Annotated in this window: 29 protein-coding genes; 26 read left to right on the forward strand and 3 right to left on the reverse strand. The window is 31.6% G+C overall.

The window, feature by feature from the left end:
• Positions 1 to 3 precede the first annotated feature (3 nt).
• The 5 genes from KFV12_RS00475 to KFV12_RS00495 all read left to right on the forward strand — a co-directional run bounded on the left by KFV12_RS00475 (position 4) and on the right by KFV12_RS00495 (position 3037).
• The gene (locus tag KFV12_RS00475) at positions 4 to 363 is read left to right on the forward strand and encodes a GNAT family N-acetyltransferase (protein ID WP_302054736.1); all 360 of its coding nucleotides are present in this window, start codon (positions 4 to 6) and stop codon (positions 361 to 363) included.
• A complete protein-coding gene (locus KFV12_RS00480; RefSeq protein ID WP_254257006.1) occupies positions 360 to 782 on the forward strand; it encodes a cytidine deaminase in 423 nt (140 codons plus the stop codon). The genes KFV12_RS00475 and KFV12_RS00480 overlap by 4 nt, the downstream gene beginning before the upstream one ends.
• Before the next feature lie 31 nt (positions 783 to 813).
• The gene (locus KFV12_RS00485; RefSeq protein WP_254257007.1) at positions 814 to 1485 is read left to right on the forward strand and encodes a type 1 glutamine amidotransferase; all 672 of its coding nucleotides are present in this window, start codon (positions 814 to 816) and stop codon (positions 1483 to 1485) included.
• Positions 1475 to 2410: an alpha/beta hydrolase gene (locus tag KFV12_RS00490; RefSeq protein WP_254257008.1), complete on the forward strand. Its 936-nt coding sequence runs from the start codon at positions 1475 to 1477 to the stop codon at positions 2408 to 2410. The genes KFV12_RS00485 and KFV12_RS00490 overlap by 11 nt, the downstream gene beginning before the upstream one ends.
• A gap of 177 nt (positions 2411 to 2587) precedes the next feature.
• Positions 2588 to 3037, forward strand: a complete 450-nt coding sequence (locus KFV12_RS00495) for a MepB family protein (RefSeq protein ID WP_254257009.1) — start codon at positions 2588 to 2590, stop codon at positions 3035 to 3037.
• A gap of 45 nt (positions 3038 to 3082) precedes the next feature.
• Here the strand turns inward: KFV12_RS00495 and thrS are convergent, their stop codons facing one another.
• Positions 3083 to 4999, reverse strand: coding sequence for a threonine--tRNA ligase (gene thrS, locus KFV12_RS00500; protein WP_254257010.1), 1917 nt, complete (start codon positions 4997 to 4999; stop codon positions 3083 to 3085).
• A 345-nt stretch (positions 5000 to 5344) separates the two neighbouring features.
• Between thrS and KFV12_RS00505 the strand changes: the two genes are divergently transcribed.
• From KFV12_RS00505 to KFV12_RS00525, 5 genes are read left to right on the forward strand one after another with little or no spacing between them, the layout of a single operon-like run.
• Positions 5345 to 5953 carry a hypothetical protein gene (locus KFV12_RS00505; RefSeq protein ID WP_254257011.1) on the forward strand — a complete coding sequence of 203 codons (609 nt, stop codon included), beginning with the start codon at positions 5345 to 5347 and terminating at the stop codon, positions 5951 to 5953.
• A gap of 51 nt (positions 5954 to 6004) precedes the next feature.
• Complete coding sequence (locus tag KFV12_RS00510; protein WP_254257012.1) at positions 6005 to 6598, forward strand: GNAT family N-acetyltransferase; 594 nt, start codon at positions 6005 to 6007, stop codon at positions 6596 to 6598.
• The gene (locus KFV12_RS00515; protein WP_254257013.1) at positions 6595 to 7215 is read left to right on the forward strand and encodes a hypothetical protein; all 621 of its coding nucleotides are present in this window, start codon (positions 6595 to 6597) and stop codon (positions 7213 to 7215) included. Before KFV12_RS00510 ends, KFV12_RS00515 begins: the two co-directional genes overlap by 4 nt.
• A 40-nt stretch (positions 7216 to 7255) precedes the next feature.
• Positions 7256 to 7813, forward strand: a complete 558-nt coding sequence (locus KFV12_RS00520) for a histidine phosphatase family protein (protein WP_254257014.1) — start codon at positions 7256 to 7258, stop codon at positions 7811 to 7813.
• Positions 7814 to 7831: 18 nt separating this feature from the next.
• Positions 7832 to 8089 (forward strand): hypothetical protein, encoded by a 258-nt coding sequence (locus KFV12_RS00525; RefSeq protein ID WP_254257015.1) that lies wholly within the window; start codon positions 7832 to 7834, stop codon positions 8087 to 8089.
• Positions 8090 to 8136: 47 nt separating this feature from the next.
• On the opposite strand, the gene KFV12_RS00530 is transcribed toward KFV12_RS00525, so the two are convergent.
• The gene (locus KFV12_RS00530; RefSeq protein ID WP_254257016.1) at positions 8137 to 8550 is read right to left on the reverse strand and encodes a carboxymuconolactone decarboxylase family protein; all 414 of its coding nucleotides are present in this window, start codon (positions 8548 to 8550) and stop codon (positions 8137 to 8139) included.
• A gap of 102 nt (positions 8551 to 8652) precedes the next feature.
• On the opposite strand from KFV12_RS00530, the gene KFV12_RS00535 reads away from it, so the two are divergent.
• From KFV12_RS00535 to KFV12_RS00590, 12 genes are all read left to right on the forward strand, one after another.
• Positions 8653 to 9066: an Lrp/AsnC family transcriptional regulator gene (locus KFV12_RS00535; RefSeq protein WP_254257017.1), complete on the forward strand. Its 414-nt coding sequence runs from the start codon at positions 8653 to 8655 to the stop codon at positions 9064 to 9066.
• A gap of 219 nt (positions 9067 to 9285) precedes the next feature.
• Entirely contained in the window at positions 9286 to 9795 is a 510-nt protein-coding gene (locus KFV12_RS00540) for a GNAT family N-acetyltransferase (RefSeq protein ID WP_254257018.1), read from the forward strand.
• 28 nt (positions 9796 to 9823) lie between these two features.
• Complete coding sequence (locus tag KFV12_RS00545) at positions 9824 to 10540, forward strand: TspO-related membrane protein (protein WP_496113277.1); 717 nt, start codon at positions 9824 to 9826, stop codon at positions 10538 to 10540.
• Positions 10541 to 11136: 596 nt separating this feature from the next.
• Complete coding sequence (locus tag KFV12_RS00550) at positions 11137 to 11610, forward strand: glycosyl-4,4'-diaponeurosporenoate acyltransferase CrtO family protein (RefSeq protein WP_254257019.1); 474 nt, start codon at positions 11137 to 11139, stop codon at positions 11608 to 11610.
• Between the two features lie 26 nt (positions 11611 to 11636).
• On the forward strand, positions 11637 to 12674 hold the full coding sequence (gene fni, locus KFV12_RS00555; RefSeq protein ID WP_254257020.1) for a type 2 isopentenyl-diphosphate Delta-isomerase: 1038 nt from the start codon (positions 11637 to 11639) through the stop codon (positions 12672 to 12674).
• Positions 12671 to 14167, forward strand: a complete 1497-nt coding sequence (locus KFV12_RS00560) for a phytoene desaturase family protein (RefSeq protein ID WP_254257021.1) — start codon at positions 12671 to 12673, stop codon at positions 14165 to 14167. Before fni ends, KFV12_RS00560 begins: the two co-directional genes overlap by 4 nt.
• Positions 14168 to 14176: 9 nt before the next feature.
• Positions 14177 to 15043, forward strand: coding sequence for a phytoene/squalene synthase family protein (locus KFV12_RS00565; RefSeq protein WP_254257022.1), 867 nt, complete (start codon positions 14177 to 14179; stop codon positions 15041 to 15043).
• Between the two features lie 4 nt (positions 15044 to 15047).
• Positions 15048 to 16529: a phytoene desaturase family protein gene (locus KFV12_RS00570; protein ID WP_254257023.1), complete on the forward strand. Its 1482-nt coding sequence runs from the start codon at positions 15048 to 15050 to the stop codon at positions 16527 to 16529.
• Positions 16526 to 17572: a glycosyltransferase family 2 protein gene (locus KFV12_RS00575; RefSeq protein ID WP_254257024.1), complete on the forward strand. Its 1047-nt coding sequence runs from the start codon at positions 16526 to 16528 to the stop codon at positions 17570 to 17572. Before KFV12_RS00570 ends, KFV12_RS00575 begins: the two co-directional genes overlap by 4 nt.
• 61 nt (positions 17573 to 17633) lie before the next feature.
• Positions 17634 to 19034 carry a dihydrolipoyl dehydrogenase family protein gene (locus KFV12_RS00580; RefSeq protein ID WP_254257025.1) on the forward strand — a complete coding sequence of 467 codons (1401 nt, stop codon included), beginning with the start codon at positions 17634 to 17636 and terminating at the stop codon, positions 19032 to 19034.
• A 146-nt stretch (positions 19035 to 19180) separates the two neighbouring features.
• Positions 19181 to 19672 carry a TspO/MBR family protein gene (locus KFV12_RS00585; protein ID WP_133420147.1) on the forward strand — a complete coding sequence of 164 codons (492 nt, stop codon included), beginning with the start codon at positions 19181 to 19183 and terminating at the stop codon, positions 19670 to 19672.
• Between the two features lie 73 nt (positions 19673 to 19745).
• Positions 19746 to 20150 (forward strand): MepB family protein, encoded by a 405-nt coding sequence (locus KFV12_RS00590; RefSeq protein ID WP_302054737.1) that lies wholly within the window; start codon positions 19746 to 19748, stop codon positions 20148 to 20150.
• 46 nt (positions 20151 to 20196) lie between these two features.
• On the opposite strand, the gene KFV12_RS00595 is transcribed toward KFV12_RS00590, so the two are convergent.
• Complete coding sequence (locus tag KFV12_RS00595) at positions 20197 to 20613, reverse strand: VOC family protein (RefSeq protein WP_254257027.1); 417 nt, start codon at positions 20611 to 20613, stop codon at positions 20197 to 20199.
• A 220-nt stretch (positions 20614 to 20833) separates the two neighbouring features.
• On the opposite strand from KFV12_RS00595, the gene KFV12_RS00600 reads away from it, so the two are divergent.
• The 4 genes from KFV12_RS00600 to KFV12_RS00615 all read left to right on the forward strand — a co-directional run bounded on the left by KFV12_RS00600 (position 20834) and on the right by KFV12_RS00615 (position 23759).
• A complete protein-coding gene (locus tag KFV12_RS00600) occupies positions 20834 to 21289 on the forward strand; it encodes an HIT family protein (protein WP_254257028.1) in 456 nt (151 codons plus the stop codon).
• 383 nt (positions 21290 to 21672) lie between these two features.
• Positions 21673 to 22245 carry a helix-turn-helix domain-containing protein gene (locus tag KFV12_RS00605; protein WP_254257029.1) on the forward strand — a complete coding sequence of 191 codons (573 nt, stop codon included), beginning with the start codon at positions 21673 to 21675 and terminating at the stop codon, positions 22243 to 22245.
• A 187-nt stretch (positions 22246 to 22432) separates the two neighbouring features.
• Positions 22433 to 23059 carry a DUF4004 family protein gene (locus KFV12_RS00610; RefSeq protein WP_254257030.1) on the forward strand — a complete coding sequence of 209 codons (627 nt, stop codon included), beginning with the start codon at positions 22433 to 22435 and terminating at the stop codon, positions 23057 to 23059.
• Positions 23037 to 23759 (forward strand): polymer-forming cytoskeletal protein, encoded by a 723-nt coding sequence (locus tag KFV12_RS00615; protein WP_254257031.1) that lies wholly within the window; start codon positions 23037 to 23039, stop codon positions 23757 to 23759. The genes KFV12_RS00610 and KFV12_RS00615 overlap by 23 nt, the downstream gene beginning before the upstream one ends.
• Positions 23760 to 23860: the final 101 nt, after the last annotated feature.

Below are 23860 nucleotides of genomic sequence, written 5' to 3' on the forward strand. Positions count from 1 at the left end.
AATATCGAAAATTATGCTACATATAATTGTGGTCTATGGGCGGTTATTCTGAAAGAAGATGGAACTTTTTTAGGCGACTGTGGCATAACAATGCAAAATATTGATGGAGAGGTTCTACACGAGATTGGATTTCATATTATCAAAGAATACTGTAATAAAGGTTATGCATCAGAAGCGGCAAATGCATGTATGGAATATGCTTTTAATGTTTTGGGGTTTGAAAAGATATATTCAACTATAGATAACTTGCCATCTCAAAAAGTAGCATCAAAAATAGGAATGAAAAAACATAAAGTTTTTGATAAGAACGGGTTACAACATATTGTTCAAATAGCTATCAAAGAAAAGGAGAGCATAATGTGAGTATCGAACAAAAATTATTTGATGAAGCTAAATCTTTTATTATTAAACGTTTCCCTAAAGGATGGGGAGGTGCTGCGGCGATGTATTCCAAGAAAGGTGAAATTTATATTTCAGTTGCTCCCGAGGTTATAAATGCTTCAACAGAATTATGTATTGAAACAGGAGCGATTTTAGAAGCTCATAAATTTGATGATATTATTACACATAGTATCTGTGTTGTAAGAGATGATGAAAATAGTGAATTTAAAGTTTTAACACCATGCGGTACATGCCAAGAAAGATTACTTTATTGGGGGAACAATGTTAAGGTGGCTGTCACTAATGACAGTGATAATTTAGAATATAAGTCATTAAGAGAGTTACAACCGTTCCACTGGACAAATGCATATGATGATATCGAATATAAAGAGTATTTATAAAATCTAATTATAAATAGAGAGGAACAATTAAATGAAAACATACATACTGCAACACGTACCATTCGAGAATCCAGGGATACTTGAAGAATTAAATGCAAAGGTTATTAAGTTATATGAGAATAATCATATCTTACCTGAGGAAAAGGATATCGATATGCTTATTGTACTAGGTGGTCCTATGAGTGTATATGATGATATAACGTGGCTTAATCATGAAAAGACATTAATCAAATCATTGATACAAAATAATAAACCTATACTTGGAATATGTCTTGGAGCGCAATTAATCGCAGAAGTACTTGGTAGTAAAGTTTATCCTAACCCTAAAGGAAGGGAAGTTGGATTTGGTATTATTAACAAACAAACTAATGATTACTCATTTCTTCCACAACAGTTAGATGTATTGCACTGGCATGGAGATACCTTCACATTACCTGATAAAGCAAAAAGACTATACAGTTCAACGCATTGTGAGAATCAAGCCTTCATCTATAATGAAAATGTCATTGGATTACAATTTCATATGGAAACGACAAAAGAGACATTAAGTGAATTAGTGGAAGCAGATCGTGAGTATATAACTGATAACGTTTTAAATAATACAGAGGAAGATATTATGACATATGATATCCCTGCTGAAAATCAGAAAGTATTACTGAGTATGGTGAATTACATTAGTGGAGGTCGTGTAAGTGGAAAGTAGAGTACATAAAGAATTACTAGAAACATTTAAGAAACTGACACCCATGGATTTGTCGGAAGAAAAGCTTCCTTCAATACGAACAGCTAACAAACTGTTAATTCAACCTTATATTGATGAAGCGATTACGCAGAAAGAATACTTTGCTGAGTATGATGAGGAGAATATACAAGTTAGACTCAAAGTCTATGCTCCTATGAACCAGACTGATACATTACCGGTCGTGTTATTTATCCATGGTGGCGGTTATATGTTTGGTTCGGTAGAGGGTAATGATGCTAAGTGTGCACGATATGTAAAAGACGTGAACTGTGTTGTAGTTTCGGTGGATTATCGATTAGCACCAGAGAATCCATATCCTGCAGCAATTGAAGATTGTTATCTAGCACTTCAATGGATTGTTGAAAATAAAGACCAACTTAATGTTGATGTTGATAGACTTGCAGTGGTTGGAGGAAGTACAGGTGGTGGACTAACGGCAGCCTTGTCATTATTAGCAAGAGATCGTAAAGGGCCAAAAATTAGGTTTCAGATGCCGTTATTCCCAATGATAGATGATAGCTGTACAACATATTCAAGTAATGAGTTTAATGATAAAAGAGTGTGGAGCAAGGAACTGAATCAGTTTGCCTGGTCTATGTACCTAAAAGGTGTTGAAGGTAACACACCTAAGTATGCTGCACCAATGCGTGAAACAGACTTTAGCAATTTACCACCTGCATATACGACAGTTGGTTCACTTGATCCCTTTAGAGATGAGACGATGAACTATGTAATAGCATTAACAGAAGCGGGAGTACCTGTAGAATTTCATTTATATCCAGGTGGGTATCATGAATTTGAAGCAATGGTTCCTGATTCTGAGATAAGTAAAAGAGCTGTATCAGATTCTATTCGAGCGCTAAATGAGGCTTTAAATACAAATTAATATGTAAGGTGGTATTTGAAATGTCAGGATATCTTTGGTTTGTTGTTTTCATACCATTATTTATTGCATTGATAGTCGCAATTAATAATAAAGATAATAATCAATAGATGATTAGCTTTTCTTAAGAACCATTTTAGGTATAAGTATTATCCACTTAGTGATCTTTGGAGGTTTATTTTGGAATCCAATAATATATGGAATAAAATTTTTGAGGATAGAGAAGTTGTTATAAAACAAGACAAATGGAACGAAGAGTATGAGGGTTTAAATATTTCAAGTGGAAATTTTAATTTTAAAAGTAGATTAGCAAAGAAAACTCCTAAGAAACCGGGATATTTCGTTGCTATATGGAAGAGAGATTCCCTTAATAAAAATATACCTTTTAATGAAGATGATATTGGCGATTACCTTGTAATTAATATTCTTGATGACTATAATGAAGGTCAGTTTGTTTTCCCTTTTTCGATCCTAATCGAAAAAGGTATTGTCAAAGCAGATAATTCAAAAGGCAAAATGGCTTTTAGAGTCTATCCGCCATGGATCAAAGATTTGAATTTAACTGCAATGGCTAGTCAGAAATGGCAGACTGAATATTTTTATAAGATGGGTGAATATAAGTTTGAATAATAAGCATAAAATAAGTCCAAAGCTAATAAAGCTTTGGACTTAATTTTATACTAATAATTCTTTGCTATTAATTTCCTTTTTCAATTCCTTCATAAATGTTGTGATATCTTTTGATACATTCTCAGAGTGACCGTATTTTCTAACAGATAATGAATTATTATTTTGTTCCTCATCACCCACTACAATAGTGTAAGGAATTTTATTCATTTGACTTTCTCTAATTTTCTTACCTAGCTTTTCGTCTCTGTTATCAATATTTACTCTGATGTTTTCCTGGGCAAGTACTTTTTGAATTTGTTTTACATAGTTAATATTATTTTCAGATACTCCAATAAGATTCACTTGAGTTGGTGCCATCCATAATGGAAATGCTCCTTTAAAGTGTTCGATTAATATTCCGAAGAAACGATCAAGTGAACCGAATATTGCTCGATGAATAACTACTGGTCGTTCTTTTTCATTGTTTTCATTTACGTATGTTAAATCGAATTTTTCAGGCATTTGGAAATCAAGTTGCACAGTAGCACATTGATGACTTCTATTTAATGCATCTTTAATATGAATATCAATCTTAGGACCGTAGAAAGCACCGTCACCTTCATTAATACTATAAGGTAGGTTTAAGTTATCTAAAACATTTGATAATGATTTTTCAGCTTCTTCCCATAGACTTAATTCTCCTAGATATTTTTCTGGACGAGTCGAAAGTTCTATTGAATATTCAAATCCAAAAATGTTATACAGGTAATCAATGAGCTCTAATACATTTTTAACTTCCTCTTGAATTTGAGATTTCATTACAAAAATATGTGCATCATCTTGACAGAACGTTCTTACTCGAAGTAATCCATTTAAAGCTCCGCTAAACTCATGACGATGTACTTGTCCAAATTCAGCTATTCTAAGTGGTAAATCTTTATAAGATTTTAATTCATTTTTAAATATCAACATATGACCAGGACAATTCATAGGTTTTAATGCAAAATCATTGTCATCAACCTTTGTAAAATACATATTTTCATGATAATGATCCCAATGTCCAGAAGCTTCCCAAAGTCTTTGATTCATCATTAAAGGTGTTTTAACTTCTTGGTATCCTCTTTCTAATTGAATCTCTCTTAAAAACTCTTCCATTTTATTTTTAATGAACTGACCATTTGGTAGATAGAAGGGCATCCCTGGAGCTTCTTCGGAAAACATGAATAGTTTCAGTTGCTTACCTAGTTTTCTGTGATTTCTTTCATCCGCTTCTTTTAAGAAGTCAAAATAATTATCTAGTTCTTCTTTGGATGCAAACGCTACACCATATATTCGTTGAAGCATCTTATTATTACTATCACCTTTCCAGTAAGCACCTGCAACTTTTGTTAATTTAAAGTGATTTACATATTTAGTACTTGGTACGTGTGGACCTGTACATAAGTCTGTAAATTCACCTTGTTGATATATTGAAAGTTGTTCATCTTTATGGCTTTCTATGATATTCACTTTATAAGAATTATCTTTAAATACATTCTTAGCTTCTTCATAAGATATCTCAGAACGAATGAATGTAAGGTTTTCTTTCTGAATTTTTTTCATTTCTTTTTCTATTTTGCTTAAGTCACTCTCGCTGATAGATTGATCTAAGTCTATATCATAATAAAAACCATTTTCAATAACTGGTCCAATAGATAATAGTGCATTTGGATAAATTCTTTTAATTGCTTGGGCTAAAACGTGTGCTGCAGAGTGTCTCATAACTTCAATACCTTCAACTGTATTAATGTTATAGAAACTTAGTTCTGAATCTTGATGGATGGAATAGGTCAAATCAACTAAGGTTCCATTGACGCGGCAAACAATGGCTTCCTTAAATAAAGAATTACTAATCGATTTTGCAACTTCACTTGCTAGAATTCCTTTTGGATATTCCTTTTTACTTCCGTCTGGAAATTTGATACTAATTTGTTGATTTGACATTTAAATCTCTCCCTAATTTTATTTTTTTATAATAAAAAGACTCGTCCCTCAAAAAAAAGGGACGAGTCTTCTATTACCCGCGGTTCCACCCAAAATTCCATCATTAATGATGACACTCTAGCATGTTTAACGCACATGAACGTGACATGTTTCCATATCATTTATTGTTAAGGTAGTAATTTTATTATCTAATTTAGGAATCTCTCAGCAATTATTCCCTCTCTGTTAATCGACCAAATAAAATCGTGTCCTTGTATGTAATATTAAATTAAACATATGATATAATTGATTGAATATTTTGTCAACATTTTCATTTTTAAAATTGAATATAAAAGGAGTCATAAAGTGCCTAAATTTAAAGGGATTATTATTGAGGGTTATTCATACACAGGAAAATCGTCTATATTTAATGAAATAAAGAAATTACAAACATTATCAAATAAAGAACGTTCAGCAGTCTATATTACAGAACACTTCACTCAAATTCTCAACGTTAACGAACATGATGAGATAATTGAAATAACAAAAGATAATCATATTTCGTTATTAGAGTCGCATTTGGATTATTTGTCTCAACTATCGAATTGGATTAATAATGAGATAAATCATGGTAAATCTTCTAGTGACTTTTACTATATGATTGAGAGATATCATTTAAATCATATAGTACATTTTGGAAATCATCATGAGATTATTCAAATACAAAATAAATTAATGGAATTAAATCCACTTTGTGTTCTGTTAACTGTTTCTAAGAGTGAAATGAGCAAACGAATCCAGCTTAGATATCCGAAAATAAGTAATGATGACTTAAAAAAAGAATATGAAAAGTTTGAAAAAATTCAAGAAAGCTATATAAAAGCAGCTAGCAATACAGTTGTTCCGTATAAGATTGTAAATACTGATAGCATGGATTGGGAAAGTTTAGCGAGTCAAATTTATTCTCATATATAAGAAATAACTACAAAATTTTTAATAAAAAAGAAATGGAAAAGGGGTAATTTTTTGAAAATTTTAGATTATTCATCAAAATATGAAGACTCATGGATTCGATGTAGAACCTTATCATTTCTTTACACGCAGTACTACGATGATATTCTTCAAACAAAACCTAAAATCGATGGTATTGAATTAATTTGTGTAGAAAACAATCAAGTGATTGGATTGCTCGATATCGAAATTAAAAATGATTATTGTAGCTATGGTAAGTCTCAAAAAGGCGCAATGATAGAAACAATTGCAGTTCATCCTGATTATCACTCTAAAGGTATAGGTCAAAAATTATTAGAAGTTGCTGAAGAAAGATTGAAATTAGAAGGTATAGATTATTTAGAAGCATGGACTAGAGAAGATGATTCAAGCAATCAATGGTATATAAAAAATGGATTTTCTCAATTCAACTCATATTTTCATGTATTTACAAGTGGAGATATAAAGACTAGCAATCCTCATTTTCACCCGATTTTTACATTTGGACATGTAACAGATAGAAAGCAAATTGATGAAACGGTAGTAGACAGAATTTATGAGTGTAGAGGTTATGTGAAAAAATTTATGTATACAGAACTAATAATAAATTTAAGAAAGAGTGTTATATGAAGATACTAATTGCACAACCTAGACAAGAAGAAGAAATAACCCAATTGAGAGATGCTATTACTATTCATCCTGAAGTAGATATTTTTTTATTTCCAGAAGGATATATTTCAAATAGCGATAAATTAATGGATGTACAAAAACTTGCTAATGAAAATAATAAAATTATTATAAGTTCCTATAGGAAAAACAATAAAGATGTTGCAGTAGTTATTGATGAGTTTGGGAAAGTAGTATATTCGCGTGATAAGACAGGATCTTCTCCTATCGAAAAGTTAGTCCATCACTTGCATTTCAAGTTAGGAAAATATAATGTGGGTTATATTTTATGTATGGAAATTCTAAAAGGATATCGCGATTTTAATACTGACATACAACTAGATATCATTTTTCACCCCATAGGTGTAGGAATGTTCAGTGAAGAACAATTAGAAGAATGGCTAGAAGCGGCAAAGAAATTAGCAATAAAAACAAAATGTAAAGTAATAGGTACAAGTCATGCTGATGGATCTTATAGGAATTGTGGAGTTTCAATTCCTATTGCATATGTGATTGATGAATATGGAAAAGTATTATTTTTATCTAAAAATAATACAAAATCTAATATAGTAGATATTTAATTCATGAAAATAATCAATTAATAAATATAGGAGTACTTTAATGAAAAAATCTATATATCTCGTAAGACACGCTGAATCAACTAAATCTGATTTAGACGAACGAAATAGAGGACTAACTTTAAAAGGTGTAGAGGATGTAAAGAAAGTAACACAATACTTTGAAAAAATTAATGTAAGCAAGATATATTCTAGTCCGTATAAAAGAGCAATAGATACAGTTAAACCATTATCGATAATTAAGGGATTAGATGTTTCATTGGTAGAAGATTTGAAAGAATGTATTTTTTCAAGCCATACTTTACAAGACTGTGAAGTATATCCATTAGTCGAAAAATTATTTGATGATAAAAAGTATAAAGAACAGGGTGAAAGTTTAGAAGAAGTTCAAATTAGAGGAATATCAGTTATCCAAAAGATATTAAATGAAAATCATGAAACTGTGGTAATAGGAACACACGGTGTAATTATGACCGCGATACTGAATTACTATAATAATAAATATGATTATGAATTTTTAAGAAGTACTTCCAAGCCTGATATTTACGAAATGGTTTTTGAGGATAAACAATTTGTGGATAGCATTTCTTGGAATGCTTAAGAAAAATGTGGTTTGTATATGAGAGAACAATATAACGTATTAGTTTCGCCGTATATGATAAAGGAGATCGAACCATTGTTTTGTATATTAAACGACAAGATATGCAAATTTGACAATTCGTTGCTAGTAGTGAAATTTGCACATGGTTTAGGATATAAATTATATATGAAAAGAAATATTGCAACGACCTACTACGATTATATTATGACACCTGAAGAATCAGTAAAATTTTATGAAATGATTTGGGACAAAAGATTTGTTGAATTTATAGATTAAAGAAGAGGTAACCGCATTTTTGTGGTTACCTTTTTGATGTATGATGTTTAATCTTCAGCAGTAAGTTTTAATATCGATCCAAAATGCTGTTGAGCTGTAGTGAATAAAGTAAAAGTAATTAATTCAATAATTTCTTCATTTGTCATTGAATCTTTTAATAACTGAATAGTAGATTCAGGTACATTTTCTTTCATTTTTAAGTACACTTCTACAAAACCAATACAAAGTATAGATTTTTCGTCTTGAAATTTATTAGTAGGTCTACCCTTTGCTTTGCAGTAAAGACATCCATTTTCTTGCGCAAGTACTCTTCTTAATTCTTCTTTTAATTCTTTACTCAATGCGCCGTCTTCACTTAAAACGTCTGCTAGGTTATTCCAAGGGTTAAGGATAATTTCATTGTGGCCTAATAATTTTTGAAAAGGTGTATTTCCAATCTTACTATAATTTATTAATGTCATATTATCATCTCCTTGAGTTAATAATAAACGTGATATAATAAAGATTGAATAAATTAAATAAGGAATTAAAGTATGTGAGCTTTAATAAAAGAGGTAATTTAAATGGAAGACTTAATTAATGAGAAAATATTAAATACATTAGAAATGAACAGCCGAATTACGATTAATGAGTTAAGTAAACAGATTAATTTATCTGCTCCTGCGGTAAGAGAGAGAATAAATAAAATGGAGGAGCAAGGAATAATAAAAGATTATACGATTAATATTGATTATAAGAAGTTAGGATATGATGTTGAGATTCTAATTGAAATTATCATTAAAAACAATAGATATAAAGATTTCAAGGAGTTCATATCTGAACAGGATAATGTGGAATTTTGTTATCGTGTATCTGGAGAAGCATGTTTTGTTTTTAAAGTTAGATTAGAAAATATGGATGCAGTCGAATCATTTATTGATCTCTTACAGCCATATGGACATACCAAAAGCCAGTTTATTTTTTCGTCAGTTATATAATATATATGAATAGAGAAAGGTATAGAATATTGATAAATTAACCGCACTTTAAAACGAGACGCTGAAAGTTATCATAAATGATGCGGTTTTTTCTAGGAAATACCGCAGTCTTGAGAGATACACTCAGGCGTATCATAAGTGATGAGGTTTTTAACAATCTTCAATAACATTTTTTGAGTACACTTTACATAAATTATTGAAATAGAGAGTGTGATTTTTATGACGATACTAGAAACAGAACGTTTGATTTTAAGAGAATTACGAACAGAAGATAAATACTCTCTTTCTAAAGTATTGTCTGATTATGACTCTATGCAATACTATGATCATTCGTTTAATGAGCATGAGGTTGAAGAATGGATTAAGTGGAATATCGAAAATTATGCTACATATAATTGTGGTCTATGGGCGGTTATTCTGAAAGAAGATGGAACTTTTTTAGGTGACTGTGGTATAACGATGCAAAATATTGATGGAGAGGTACTACCTGAGATTGGATTTCATATTATCAAAGAATACTGTAATAAAGGTTATGCATCAGAAGCGGCAAATGCATGTATGGAATATGCTTTTAATGTTTTGGGGTTTGAAAAGATATATTCATATTCAACTATAGATAACTTGCCATCTCAAAAAGTAGCATCAAAAATAGGAATGAAAAAACATAAAGTATTTGAAAAGAACGGGTTACAACATGAGTTATTAAGGTTATGTTGTGTCTATATTTAAGAAAAAATTTATAGAAGAGGTATGACTTATGAATAAAATAAAAATTATCATTTACTGGCTAATTTTCCTTGGTATGTTGACAATCAATTATCTTTCTTCATTCAATGTTGGTAATGAAGCAGACAAATATCAGCCACTGATTCAGCCTGCAGGATGGGCATTTTCCATTTGGGGGCTAATTTATGTGCTGTTGTTAGTATGGCTGGTTCTTCTTACAATTGATTTATTTAAAACAGATTATAAAACTTCTTTTGGCTACTGGCCAGCTACAAACTTTGTTCTGAATGCTTTATGGATTTACGTATTTTCAGAGTATTCTAAATGGCTATCCACATTAGTGATTATAGGGTTATTAATTACTTTAATAGTACTTTACAGAAAAGTTCAATATCGAAGTTATGATAAAATTGTCTTTGGTATTTATTTTGCCTGGACTACTGTTGCCACTATAGTTAATATCTTCAACTGGGTGAAGTCAAGTGGAACGTCGACAGTATTCAGCTTAAATGAACTGACATGGACGCTAATTATGTTGATAATAGCTACATTACTTGCTGTATATATTTCTGTAAAATATCGTGATTTTATTTATCCGATGGTTTTTATCTTTACTTTTATTGCAATCAGTATAGAAAATGGAATTAGTAAGGATGTTCTAAGTATTGTTATAGGAATTTGCATAACTATACAGTTAATCGCAGTTATCTATACCATGGTTAGAAACGTGAAAATCATTAGAAGCTAAACATATTATTTGAATATAATCATAATTTATAAAGATAGCGAAGACATACAGAACACCTCTAAATTTGAAATCAATCAAATTTAGAGGTGTTTTATAATGAACTAAAAGAGGATTTTAATCTTATAATCAAACTAAAAATAGACGGTCATTTGTAGATAAACTGTAAGTACAAAAGTAAATAGAGTGTGAATTGAAAATTATTTAAGATGTAAAATACTACTTTTAATTTAGAAATCAATTAATGCTCCGAATTCTTTACTTCTAATTTTAACAACTTTTTGTTAATCCACTTTATAAACCTGTTACTACTCATCGAATAAGACTTATATTACAAGTTCCAATTATTATTGTATTGTGTGCAATTATAGGAAAATAATATTTTTCTAAAATTTGAATAAATTGATAACATATAAACTTTAGGAAGTTTATTCATTAAAATAATTAGAAGGTATCATATATATAATTATTATGAGTATTATATACTCGCTTAATAAAAATATATAATGGTATGATAATGGTGATAGTTAGCAATTTATAGATTAATGCTAATTATGGGCACAGCTATATTTAAGCTGTTTTACAGTAAAGGAGGATTTATGAGGCCTATTAAACTAATAGTTATAAATAGTATAGCATGGTTCACAGCACATATAATCATAGCCTCGTTATCAGCGAATATTTCAGACAGATATTTTCAACATAATAAATTATTTAAAACTTTCAAGGTTGAACGATCAGGTGACATTTGGAACGAGTTATTCAAGGTTAAAAAATGGAAATCATTTTTACCTGATGGTTCTATTCTTATAAAGCATGGCTATAACAAATCAGAATTACCTGACTTCAGCTCTTCGACTATTAATAAATTCATCATTGAAATGCGACGTGCTGAGTTTACACATTGGATCTCAATGTTACCTGCACCGTTATTTTTCTTATTTAATCCACGTTATGCAGCATGGATTAACGTACTCTATGCATTAATTAGCAATTTTCCATTTATAATTACCCAACGTTATAATAGGCCAAAACTCGAAAAAATTTATCACTATAAGCAAAATAGAAAATAAAGATTAAATAGTAAGAGGGGGATTATGTGGATAAAAGAATTTCGAGGAAAGATGAACATATTCAGTTGGCTTTAGGACATCCAGATATAGAGGTATCAGATTTTGATTCTATCGATCTTATTCATCAATCTTTACCAGAATGTGATGTTAAAGATGTTAAGTTAAACACGAGAATTAATAGTATCAATTTGAATACTCCAATCTATATAAATGCAATGACAGGTGGAAGTAAATGGGCTCAAGAAATAAATGAGAAACTTGCTATTGTTGCACGTGAAACTGATAGCGCAATGGCAGTAGGATCTACGCATGCAGCGTTAAAAAGCAATCAATTAAAAGAAACATATTCAGTTGTCCGTAATATATACAAAGGTCCTCTATTTAGTAATGTTGGGGCTGATGTTCCTTTAGAATTCGCTAAAAGGGCAGTAGATTTCTTGCAGGCTGATGCACTTCAAATTCATGTGAATGCTCCTCAAGAACTGATTATGCCTGAAGGTAATAGAATTTTTAGTAATTGGCTAAGTCATATTGAATCCATTGTAAATGAGATAGATGTTCCGATTATTGTTAAAGAAGTGGGGTTTGGTATGAGTCGTGAGACTATGCTCAAGCTTAAAAGTGTGGGAGTAACGACGATAGATGTAAGCGGAAGTGGTGGAACTAACTTTATTCACATAGAGAATGAAAGAAGAACCTTGAAAGACTTCTCTTATATGAAAGGGTGGGGCCAAACTACTGCTATATCCTTGTTAGAAAGTAAAGGAACTGGATTAGAAGTTTTAGCCAGTGGTGGCATTAGAAATCCACTTGATGCTTTGAAATGTATGGTTCTTGGTGCGCAAGCAGTAGGTATTTCCCGCCCAATATTACTTAAAGTTGAAAATGAAGGTATAGAAGATGCAATTAAATATATTAATGATTTTAAAGAGCATTTAATAATACTTCTCACCATGTCAGGTAAAACTTGTATACAGGATTTGACTTCAATTAACTATATTCTCAAAGGTGATGTATGGAGTTGGTATCAACAAAGAAATGAGAACATGGGGTGGAATACATGAAAAAAGTAATAGTTATCGGAGCTGGTGTAGCAGGACTTGCTAGTGCAATTCGTTTGCAACATGAAGGTTATGATGTAGAAATTTATGAAAAAGAGTCTTTGCCTGGCGGAAAAATGCATCAGATTGAAAAGGATGGTTTTTTCTTTGATTTAGGACCGACAATTGTAATGATGCCTGAATTGTATCGGGAAGTTTTTGAACTGGCTGGTAGAAATCCAGATGATTATATACCGATGCAAAAACTGAATCCAATGTTCTCAGGATATTTTAATAATGGAAGAGAGAAAATCGATATTTCCAATGATTTAGTAGAACTTATGCAACTTTTTGAGATGTCTAGTGAAAAAGATGCAGAGGGATTCTTAAGATATATCAGCGATTTATACAGCCGCTTTAATATTGCAAAAAATTATTTTCTTCAAAGGCCATTTAGAAATAAAAAAGATTTTTATAACCTTAATATGATAAATCAAGGATTAAAGTTGAGAACACTAGGTAATGCAGAGAGCACGATGAATAAGTATATAAAAAATAAAAAGCTTAGAGATATGATTAGCTTTCAAACATTGTACATCGGAATCTCACCTTCTAAAAGCCCATCTTTATATACAATTATCCCGATGATAGAGTTTTTGTATGGAATCTGGTTTATTAAAGGTGGAATGCATACAATGGCAAAAGCCATGGAGCGCTTATTCATAGAGCTAGGGGGTAAAATTCACTATAAAACAGAAGTCCAGGAAATAAAAATAGAAGATGGTATTGCCCAGGGAATTATGATAGATGATGAACTTATACCTTCAAACTATGTAATGTGTAACGCTGACTTTCCATATGCTATGAAATCACTTGTGACATCAAAAGAAGCTAAAGGAAAGTATACGGATGAGAAGATAGATGAATTAGATTACTCATGTTCATGCTTTGTTTTATATTTAGGTACAAACCGTAAATATGAAGAAATTGAGAATGTTCATAACTTTGTATTTGCTGAAGATTTGGATGACAATATTAAAAAAATATTTGATGGGCGCAAGATAGAAGATCCATCTCTCTATATGTATATTGCTTCAAAGATTGATCCATCACTTGCACCTCCTGATAAAGATGGGTTATATGTACTTATGCCTGTATCAGAGCTTTCTACTGCACAATATGAATGGAATGAGGAAACAAGGAAATTCTATAAAGATAAGATTCTCGATAAGTTAGAAAAACTACCCGGTATGAAAAATATCAGGAATGAGATTATTACTGAAATGATGATGACACCAGCTGAGTTTAAGAAAAATTTTAATGCTTATAATGGTGCAACATTTGGTTTGCAGCCTACACTTTTTCAGAGTAATCATCTACGTCCTCAAAGCAAAGCCACGCACTGTGAGAACCTATATTTTACTGGCAGCAGCACCCACCCAGGAGCAGGTGTACCTATCGTACTCCTGTCATCTAAAATTGCTGCAGGCGAGCTTATGCTGGATGACAAAGGTTAAGGTGAGACTATGAATGCAATCTATACAGACTACAAATATTGCAGAGAAATTATAAAACGTCACTCAAAATCATTTTATTATGCTTTTAAGCAGCTCCCGGAAGATGATGCAAATGCAGTATATGCAATATATACTTTTTGTCGTATGGCTGATGACATTGTAGACCAGACTGCTTCTGTTGATTATAGAAAAGCAGTTCTTGATACTTTTAACAGTAAACTTCTCCAGTTTGAAGAAGGAATTTTGATTGATGAACCCATGTGGCGCGCATTAAAAGATGTACATCAACGATATCCCCTTGATTTGACAGCTTTTAAGATGCAGATAACAGGTCAACAGATGGATTTAATGTATACACAACCTGAAACGATTAAAGATATTGAACGTTATAGTTTGTATGTTGCAGGTTCTGTCGGAAGAATGCTGCTGCCGATTCTTTCGACTAATGTTACTTTAGAAATGAAGGAAAATGCAGAAAAACTAGGCATTGCGATGCAGATTACCAACATCTTGAGAGATATCGGAGAAGATTTTAAACGATACCAACGTGTCTATATTCCAAAACAGATTATGAATAAGTTTAACTATACAAATCAACAACTCGCATCCTTTGAGATCAACAGTGATTTCATCAATATGTGGGAATATCTTGCTGAATATGCTGAAAACCTTTATGACGAATTCCTTCGTTATATAAACCAATATCACATTCATGCACGACTACCTCTATTATTATCTATGCTCGTATACAAAGAGATACTAAATGAAGTCAGAAGGAATAACTATGATTGCCTTACTAAAAGAAATCATGTTTCAACATTAGACAAGTATCGTATACATCAAGAAGCAATAGTATATTTGAAAGGGGAGAAATAATCATATGAATAATAAAACTGTAGTAGTTATTGGTGGAGGTCTGGGAGGTTTATCTGCTGCAATTACATTAAGGCAGGCAGGGTTCAATGTATCATTATACGAAAAAAATCGTCATTTTGGTGGAAAGCTTAATCGTCTCACCCAGGATGGCTTTGGATTCGATCTTGGACCTTCTATTCTGACAATGCCATATATCTTTGAGAACTTATTTAAAGGTAGTCACAAGCGAATGGAGGATTACGTTGATATCATTGAACTACCATTACAATGGAGATGTTTCTTTCCATCCGGTCATATCTATGATCTTTATAAAGATCTTGAAGCAATGCAGGAAAACAACGAACATCTCACTGCCAAAGATATAAATGAGTATAGAAATTTTCTGGCATATGCAGGACGTATTCACGAATTGACAAAAGATAGTTACTTTGACCAGGGTATCGATACAAAATTAAAGTTAATCAAACATCATGGACCTATTAAAGCGATCAAAGGTTTTGATTATTTCAGTACGATGCAACAGGCTATCAATCGCTATATATCGAATGAGGAATTTAGGGATATAATCGGATATTTTATCAAATATGTAGGCTCTTCCTCTTATGATGCACCTGCTGTGCTCAATATGATGAGTCATATGCAATATCAACAAGGAGAATGGTATGTTCCTGGTGGTATGCATCTGCTAGGAGAAGCAATAGTAAAGCTCGCTGAAGAGATAGGGGTCAAACTTCACCTAGATAGCGAAATAGTAAAATTAGAAACAGAAGGCAAACGTATAGTCGCTATGGAACTTGTGGACGGTAAGCGCATAACTGCAGATTATTTCGTTTCTAATATGGAAGTTATACCGTTATATGAAAAGCTAGTGAATCCACCAAAAAACTTAGCATCATTAAAGAAAAAATTTGAACCTGCAAGCTCAGGTCTTGTACTTCATATTGGAGTAAATAAGGAATACCCTCAGCTTCAGCATCATAATTTCTTTTTTTCTAATAATTCTAAGAAAAATTTTGAACGTGTATTTAATGAAAAAAAACTACCGATTGATCCTACGATTTATGTAGTAAACACTAACAAAACAGATAAAGCACAAGCGCCAGTGGGGCATGAAAATATTAAAATACTACCGCATATTCCTTATATTCAAGATAAACCATTTACGAAGAAACAATACCAGGAACTAAGAGAAAATGTTTTAGTAAAGCTTGAAAATATGGGACTTGAGGATTTACGTCGACATATCGTCACAGAAGATATGTGGACACCTCATGATATTGAAGACATTTATCTTTCAGATCGTGGTGCGATTTATGGTACGTTATCTAATCGTAAAAGCAACAATGGATTTAAGCATAGAAAGCACAGTGAACATTTTGACAACCTTTATTTTGTTGGTGGCACAGTTAACCCAGGTGGAGGTATGCCTATGGTAACTTTGAGTGGACAACAGGTAGGCAGAATGATAAAGGAACAAGAACAATGATTGTTCTGTGGAGTTTAATAAGTATTGTATCAGGATTACTGCTATTTGTTCGCAGACCACTCATTAACACGATTCCGACACACAGCCGTAAAGTCAGTGTGATTATTCCTGCGAGAAATGAAGCACATAACTTAAGAAAATTGCTCAGTTCTTTTGATTTATCAGATGTATATGAATGTATAGTTGTAGATGACGGATCAACGGACGATACTGCTCGAATAGCAAAAAGTTTAGGTGCGATTGTCATAAGTTTTGATAATCAATCTGACTGGAAAGGGAAGTCAGCAGCATGTTATAGAGGTGCTGAAGCAGCGAATGGAGATATTCTTTTGTTTTTGGATGCTGATACACATTTCCATGACACAAAAGCAATCCAGCGTATTACTACTGCCTACAAGGATGGACTCATGTCGATACAACCATATCATGAAATGAAACAATGGTACGAACAAGGATCATTATATTTTAATATACTTACAGTATTGGGTCTAAATGCGACCTCAATCTTTAAAGGTGAAGATGGTGTGTTTGGACCATGTGTGATATGCAGAAAGCAAGATTATATTACAACGGATGGACACCGTGCAGCAGCAGGTCAATTGATTGAAGGTTTTGGTCTAGGCACAGTATTCAAAGCGCATCAGTTTAAGCTTTATAATCATATCGGTAAGAATATAATCCATTTTCGTATGTATCCAGATGGAATACATGCTATGACAAGAGGATGGATGAAACATTTTGCTGCAGGTTCTGCCGCAACAGATAAGCGTGTGTTAGCACTTATCATTTTATGGATGTCAGGAGCTTTTATTCCCTTATTAGTAGTGATATGTCCAGAAAAATGGTTAATAATAATAATACTTTATCTTATGTATACAATTATCTTATACTGGATATCTAGTATGCTTGGAAATTTTAAATTACTAACAATTATGTGCTATCCGTTAGTTCTCGCTTATTTCGTATTTGTATTTACGAAATCCATTGTCGCGATTTATATCAAAAAAGAAGTGAAATGGAAAGGTCGTAATATTAATCTGTAAAACTTAGAAGAGATTGTAATCATATAGTTTATTAATATCATAAAAATTAAGGAGTAAATATATGAATAATAATCACTATGATGTCATTTATATTGGTAGTGGTCATGCAGCATGGCATGGTGCACTGATATTAAATCAAATGAAAAAACGTGTAGCAATTATTGAGAAAGATAAAATTTCAGGTACGTGTACGAATTATGGGTGTAATCCTAAAATCTTATTAGAAGGTCCATTTGAAGCGGTAGAATCTCTGCAACATTATGAAGATATTTTGAAAAACACACCACAAATTGACTGGTCAAAATTAATGGAATACAAACAACAAACGATACGTCCTCTGCATAAAGGATTAGAAAGTATATTTGAATCACAAGGTATCGATATTATTAAAGGTGAAGGTATCCTAAAAGATAATCATACTGTAAATGTAGGCGATACGGACTATAAAGCAAAGTATATTGTAATTGCAACAGGTCAAAGAAGTAATGAGCTTGACATAGAAGGTAAGGAATTAACTCATAATAGTACAGATTTCTTAGATTTAATAGAATTTCCAAAGCGTATTACATTCTTAGGTGGCGGTTTCGTCAGTATTGAATTTGCATCTATTGCTGCGAAGATGGGCAGTGAAGTTTCAGTTGTTGTACACTCTGATAAAGTGTTAAAGCCATATCACCAGCCTTATGTGAAGAAACTGATTGAGAAACTTGAGGCAGAAGGCGTAAAATTCTATTTTAATATTGATGTCACGAAATTAGAGAATATCGAGAATGGTTTAAAGTTATCGGATGATAAAGCATTCCAACTTGAAACTGATTATGTAGTAGATGCAACAGGCCGTATACCAAATGTTGAAAATATTGGACTTGATCAAATAGGAATAGATTATGATAAGCATGGTATCAAAGTAAATAAATATATGCAGACAAATATACCTAACATCTATGCAAGTGGAGATGTTGTAAATAAGAAAATACCGAAATTAACGCCAACTGCTACATTTGAATCAAATTATATTGCATTGAATATACTAGGTAGAGATGCAGATATGAAAAAGTTCCCATTAAAAGCACTTAAACTTATACCGATTAAATATCCGGCAATTCCAAATGTGGTGTATTCACTACCAAGAATTGCACATGTTGGTATGTCAGTTGAGGAAGCAGAACGAAAACCTGGATATAAAGTAAAAACCGTTAAATTTGGAGAACAGTTGGAATTTCAGTATAAACACGAACGTGAAGCAGAAATGAAGGTTGTTCTTGATAGTAGAAATAGATTAAAAGGTGCGGTTATCTATGGCAGTGCGGCAGATGATCTGATTAATATATTGACAATTATCATTAATAAAAAAATGAGCGGACGTGAAGTGAATAAGATGATATTTGCTTTTCCAAGTGCATCAAGTGGTGTTATCCAACTGATTGGTATGCATATGTTGGGTGTAGATATTAATTTATAATATTAGCCCCCAATCGACTGTAAACAGAGTTTTTAAACTAATGTAAAGCAAAGCTAAGTATTTTAAAAAACAGGAAATTTTTAAATAAATATTGATAAAAGAGTTTTATGGATTAACGATATATTAAAAATGAGGGGGAAAACATGATGACTGATTTGAAAAAGATAACGAGAAGAGTATTACCACTTGCAGGGGGATTAATTATAGGAAGACTGACAGCTAAAGCCCAAGATGATTATAAACAATATAAAAAACCACCATATTCACCACCAGCTATTGCTTTCCCTATTGTATGGCCAATACTTTATACATCAATGGGTATAGCATATGATAAAGCATATGAAAAAGCGGAAGATAAAGCAGAAAGAAAAGAACTAAAAAGCGTGCATTATACTCAGTTAGGCCTAAATTATGCATGGTCTTTATTGTATTTCAATTTAAAATTAAGAAAAATATCATTGCTTGAAAGTTATGTATTACTAGCCGCAGGTAATATTGCAGCTAATAAGTTCTACAAATTTGAAAAAACAGCAGGATTATTGATGATCCCATATGTTTCATGGTTAAGTTATGCGAGCTATCTGAACGGTGGTAATTGGATTTTAAACAAAGATAAAGAAGGTTATACAAGGGATTAATTAAATAGAATTAATATATTTAATAATTTCTCCGACGGCTCATAAGATTGAAGGAATTTCTTTCGTAGTTAATATATTATTTCAAAAAGGTTGGAATGAAGAATATGAAGGTATGAATTTATCATGTAAAGTATTTAGTTTCAAAATTAGATTAGCAAAGAAAACTCCTAAGAAACCTGGATATTTCGTTGCTATATGGAAGAAAGATTCCCTTAATAAAAATATAACTTTTAATGAAGATGATATTGGCGATTACCTTGTAATTAATATTCTTGATGACTATAATGAAGTTCAGTTTGTTTTCCCTGTTTCGATCCTAATCGAAAAAGGTATTGTCAAAGCAGATAATTCAAAAGGCAAAATGGCTTTTAGAGTCTATCCGCCATGGATCAAAGATTTGAATTTAACTGCAATGGTTAGTCAGAAATGGCAGACTGAACATTTTTATAAGATGGGTGAATATAAGTTTAATATGTAATATATAGAACAGTAGCGATATAAAATTCTAATCGCTACTGTTTATTCTAAAAGTTTTTAGAAGCACTATTCATTAATTTCTCAAAATCCTCATCTTTAATATTTGATTCCGTTAATGTGATTTGATAACCATCAGGATCTACAATAGTCATTTCCATAGCATTCCACGGCATCTGTTCTAACAGTTGTAACACATACTTCTCGGATATCGACTTTGCTATTGTTTCGATATCATCAACAAGAATATTTATGAAACAACCATTACCACTTTTAAAGTCATCAGAATGAATCAGCATGATATCCTGATATTTCAAAAGTCTCAAGTGATTCATAATTACTTCATTCTCTTTATTGCGAAACTTGAAAACACTTTGAAATCCTAAGTTGTGACGATACCACTTCTCAGCTTTTTCTATATCTTTTACCAATAATTTATTAAACAACGGCATTTGATAGAACTCCATGTCATCATCACCTCCTTACAATAATCGTAAGGTATAACGTGACGTTAGAGTAAAGAGTGAATTATGAAAAAATAATATTTTCCTCAGAGAAATTTATAATAGTACTTGGATTCAGTTGAACAACAATAAATAGAAGGTACAAATTAATATAAATACTGTGGTATAATTAACTGAATATTTAGTTTTCTAAAGTGTATTTTTAATATACAGGAGGAAGAAAATGACCTGGAAAGAAAATAGAATCTTATCAGCAAAGAATGGCACGAATCCAATGGTAATAAAAGAATTAAAAGGAAGCTATGTTGTGTTTGGTGATGTACAATTTCTGGAAGGATATTGTGTTTTGCTTCCTAAAAGAGAAGTAAGGTTATTAAATGATCTTACAATAGAAGAACGACAAGATTATTTATTGGATATGAGCTTAGTAGGTGATGCCATGATGAAAGCATTGAATCCTACAAGAGTAAATTATGAGATATTAGGCAATAAAGATCACTTCTTGCATGCACATTTATTTCCTAGATATGAATGGGAAGATGAGTCGGTGAAATATATGCCAGTGTGGGCGTATGATGCTTCCAATTGGTCGAATGAAGAAACGGCTTACGATCCAGATAAACATGATGAAATTAGAAATAAGATAAAGAACGAACTTGAACAGTTGTATAAAATATAAAACCATAGTCGATATCATCATTTTGATATCGACTTTAATTATAATAAACCGCACTCTTAAGAGATACGCTGAGTCGTATCATAAGTGATGCGGTTTTAAAAACGCGACATGAAATAAAGGTATACCTATCTTTTTCTGTCTGATTATAATGATTAATTGAAAGACATGTCATTTTTGACATGTCTTCCTTAATTTTATAGAGAAATTTTAATTAGAGTTATAACCGAACTGTCGACTTTGCAATGTACCTAATAAGCCAAATTATTTCCCAAGAAATAATTATTATAAAATATTTTATAGCCATTAAATTATAGTATTATAAAGATATTAGATAGCACGAAATCTTTAATCAAGTTACGGTTAGTGTGAAGGAGCTGTTGAACATGGATGTAGGCAATCAAATTAGATATTACAGAAAAGAGAACGATTTATCTCAAGCAGAATTAGCAGAAAAGATATTTGTCTCAAGTCAGACGATATCGAATTGGGAGAATGAAAGAAGTTATCCGGATTTACATAATTTGATTGAGCTTGCTTCTTTGTTTAACGTTTCTTTAGACCAACTTGTTAAAGGAGATGTTAAAGCAATGAAGAACGCGATTGATCACAGTAATATGGATAGGTACGGGAATTTAATGATGCTTTTTACATTGTTAAGTGCTATATCTTTTGGCGCTGCTTTTAAATTTAGTGATGGATGGTTTGGTTTTCTTGTTCCGCTACTTTTGTGGATGATTTCATTTTATTTTGCCAATAAGATTGAGCGATTGAAGAAGAAGTATGATGTTCAAACATATAAAGAGATATTAGATTATATGGAAAATGGTGAAGTAATACAACATACACCTAGAAATGAAAAGAAATTTAAAAGGGAAAAAATAATAATCGTGTCATGTTTTACAGCAGCATTTGGTATTCTAGTGCTTATTAGTATATTTCTATTCCAGTTACTATAATAGGTATTTGAATAAAACTCATAATCTTTTCACAATCGAAAAGGTTATGAGTTTTTTATTTTTTCAGGAATTGATTATTCACCTAATTTTGTCGTGAGCGATTAAGAGGATAAACAAATAAATTTTGAAACTTTTATCACTTTACTAACGTAACAATGTTATGTTACACTATTTTCGAGGTGATGATATGGAGGATTTAATATCTAAAAAAGAGTTGCTACAAGTATGTGATATTAGCTACGGTCAGTTATATCGTTGGAAACGTAAGAAGCTGATTCCTGAAGATTGGTTTATAAGAAAGTCTACTTATACAGGTCAAGAAGCATTTTTTCCTAGGAATAAGATGATTGAGCGTATAGAAATGATAAAAACATTAAAAGATGATTATTCTTTAGATGATTTGTATAGAATGTTTGAAGAGGGTTATGAAGTTGTTGAACAAGAAGACTATAGTAGTAGTTTGTTTGCAGAGCCTTATTGGGAAATTGCAGAATCAATCTTTAACAAACGTAACAATGTTTCGCATAATGAAGTTATGACACTGATGTTTATAGAACTTACCTTAAATTCGGGATATTTTTCCAAAGAAGAAGTATTAGAAAGTGCACAAACGTATCACCACAGTGAAGTAAAAGATGTAAATTATTATTTTGTGCGAGCAATGGGAGTGTTCATTCTAGTTTGCGCAAAAGAGATAGTAAATATAAGTGAAAATGCAAAGATTATTTATGAATTAGATGATACAAAAATTCAATTAGCTGTAAAACAAAAATTGAAAAGAGGTAATCATAATGAAAACGAATCTAAATATTAATGCAATGACAACGATAGCTACTGGAGAGTATGGTGAAATTAAAGTTACAGGTTTAGGATCAGTAACTGGAGATATTAAAGCTGACTTAATTAAAGTAAGTGGAAAAATGGATGCTGAGGGTGATATTTCAGTTAGAGATTTTAAAGTATCAGGAATGACTAGCATCGAAGGTTCATTAAAAGCTGATACTATGAAAACAAGCGGTAAGGCTAATGTTGAGGGAAGTATAGAAGGTAAAGACGTCCATGTATCTGGTATGTTAGATGTTGAAGGAAATATTACGGGTGAACGATTAAAAGTATCTGGTTATTTAACAGTTGAAGGTGATATCGAAGTTGATCATTTTGAATGTAGTGGAAAAATTGAAAGTGATGGTTTGATAAATGCCGAAACGATTAATATTACGCTTGGGAATAATTGTTCAGCACAAGAAATCGGTGGAAAAGAAATCACTATACTAGATGGAAAGACAACTGATAATAAAGGTTTATTTGCATCATTGTTTACAGAAAATAAAAGTGGAAAGCTGTCTTGTGATTTAATAGAAGGTGATGAAATTCGTCTAGAAAATGTGTTATGCGATGTAGTAAGAGGAAAGAATATTATCATTGGTAAAGGTTGTATAATAGAAAAAGTTGAATATACAAACACAATAGAAGTTATTGATGATGCAATTATTGATGAACAGATAAAAATATAAATGAAGACAATCACTTCTCGAAATTTGAGAAGTGGTTGTTATTATAATCTGATAGATTAAAGTACATTCATTTATTTAGTAATAAAATAATTGATGAATAA

Source organism: Macrococcus epidermidis, assembly GCF_024205965.1.
GTDB classification, from domain to species: Bacteria; Bacillota; Bacilli; order Staphylococcales; family Staphylococcaceae; genus Macrococcoides; species Macrococcoides epidermidis.

Bases quoted from the DNA above. Each gene is read 5' to 3' on its own strand.
- KFV12_RS00535 (WP_254257017.1), top strand. From the start codon at position 8,653: ATGGAAGACTTAATTAATGAGAAAATATTAAATACATTAGAAATGAAC.
- KFV12_RS00580 (WP_254257025.1), top strand. From the start codon at position 17,634: ATGAATAATAATCACTATGATGTCATTTATATTGGTAGTGGTCATGCA.
- KFV12_RS00565 (WP_254257022.1), top strand. From the start codon at position 14,177: ATGAATGCAATCTATACAGACTACAAATATTGCAGAGAAATTATAAAA.
- KFV12_RS00595 (WP_254257027.1), bottom strand. From the start codon at position 20,613: ATGGAGTTCTATCAAATGCCGTTGTTTAATAAATTATTGGTAAAAGAT.
- KFV12_RS00585 (WP_133420147.1), top strand. From the start codon at position 19,181: ATGACTGATTTGAAAAAGATAACGAGAAGAGTATTACCACTTGCAGGG.
- KFV12_RS00525 (WP_254257015.1), top strand. From the start codon at position 7,832: ATGAGAGAACAATATAACGTATTAGTTTCGCCGTATATGATAAAGGAG.
- KFV12_RS00485 (WP_254257007.1), top strand. From the start codon at position 814: ATGAAAACATACATACTGCAACACGTACCATTCGAGAATCCAGGGATA.
- thrS (WP_254257010.1), bottom strand. From the start codon at position 4,999: ATGTCAAATCAACAAATTAGTATCAAATTTCCAGACGGAAGTAAAAAG.
- KFV12_RS00600 (WP_254257028.1), top strand. From the start codon at position 20,834: ATGACCTGGAAAGAAAATAGAATCTTATCAGCAAAGAATGGCACGAAT.
- KFV12_RS00530 (WP_254257016.1), bottom strand. From the start codon at position 8,550: ATGACATTAATAAATTATAGTAAGATTGGAAATACACCTTTTCAAAAA.
- KFV12_RS00610 (WP_254257030.1), top strand. From the start codon at position 22,433: ATGGAGGATTTAATATCTAAAAAAGAGTTGCTACAAGTATGTGATATT.
- KFV12_RS00520 (WP_254257014.1), top strand. From the start codon at position 7,256: ATGAAAAAATCTATATATCTCGTAAGACACGCTGAATCAACTAAATCT.
- KFV12_RS00560 (WP_254257021.1), top strand. From the start codon at position 12,671: ATGAAAAAAGTAATAGTTATCGGAGCTGGTGTAGCAGGACTTGCTAGT.
- KFV12_RS00615 (WP_254257031.1), top strand. From the start codon at position 23,037: ATGAAAACGAATCTAAATATTAATGCAATGACAACGATAGCTACTGGA.
- KFV12_RS00545 (WP_496113277.1), top strand. From the start codon at position 9,824: ATGAATAAAATAAAAATTATCATTTACTGGCTAATTTTCCTTGGTATG.
- KFV12_RS00550 (WP_254257019.1), top strand. From the start codon at position 11,137: ATGAGGCCTATTAAACTAATAGTTATAAATAGTATAGCATGGTTCACA.
- KFV12_RS00605 (WP_254257029.1), top strand. From the start codon at position 21,673: ATGGATGTAGGCAATCAAATTAGATATTACAGAAAAGAGAACGATTTA.
- KFV12_RS00540 (WP_254257018.1), top strand. From the start codon at position 9,286: ATGACGATACTAGAAACAGAACGTTTGATTTTAAGAGAATTACGAACA.
- KFV12_RS00575 (WP_254257024.1), top strand. From the start codon at position 16,526: ATGATTGTTCTGTGGAGTTTAATAAGTATTGTATCAGGATTACTGCTA.
- KFV12_RS00515 (WP_254257013.1), top strand. From the start codon at position 6,595: ATGAAGATACTAATTGCACAACCTAGACAAGAAGAAGAAATAACCCAA.
- KFV12_RS00570 (WP_254257023.1), top strand. From the start codon at position 15,048: ATGAATAATAAAACTGTAGTAGTTATTGGTGGAGGTCTGGGAGGTTTA.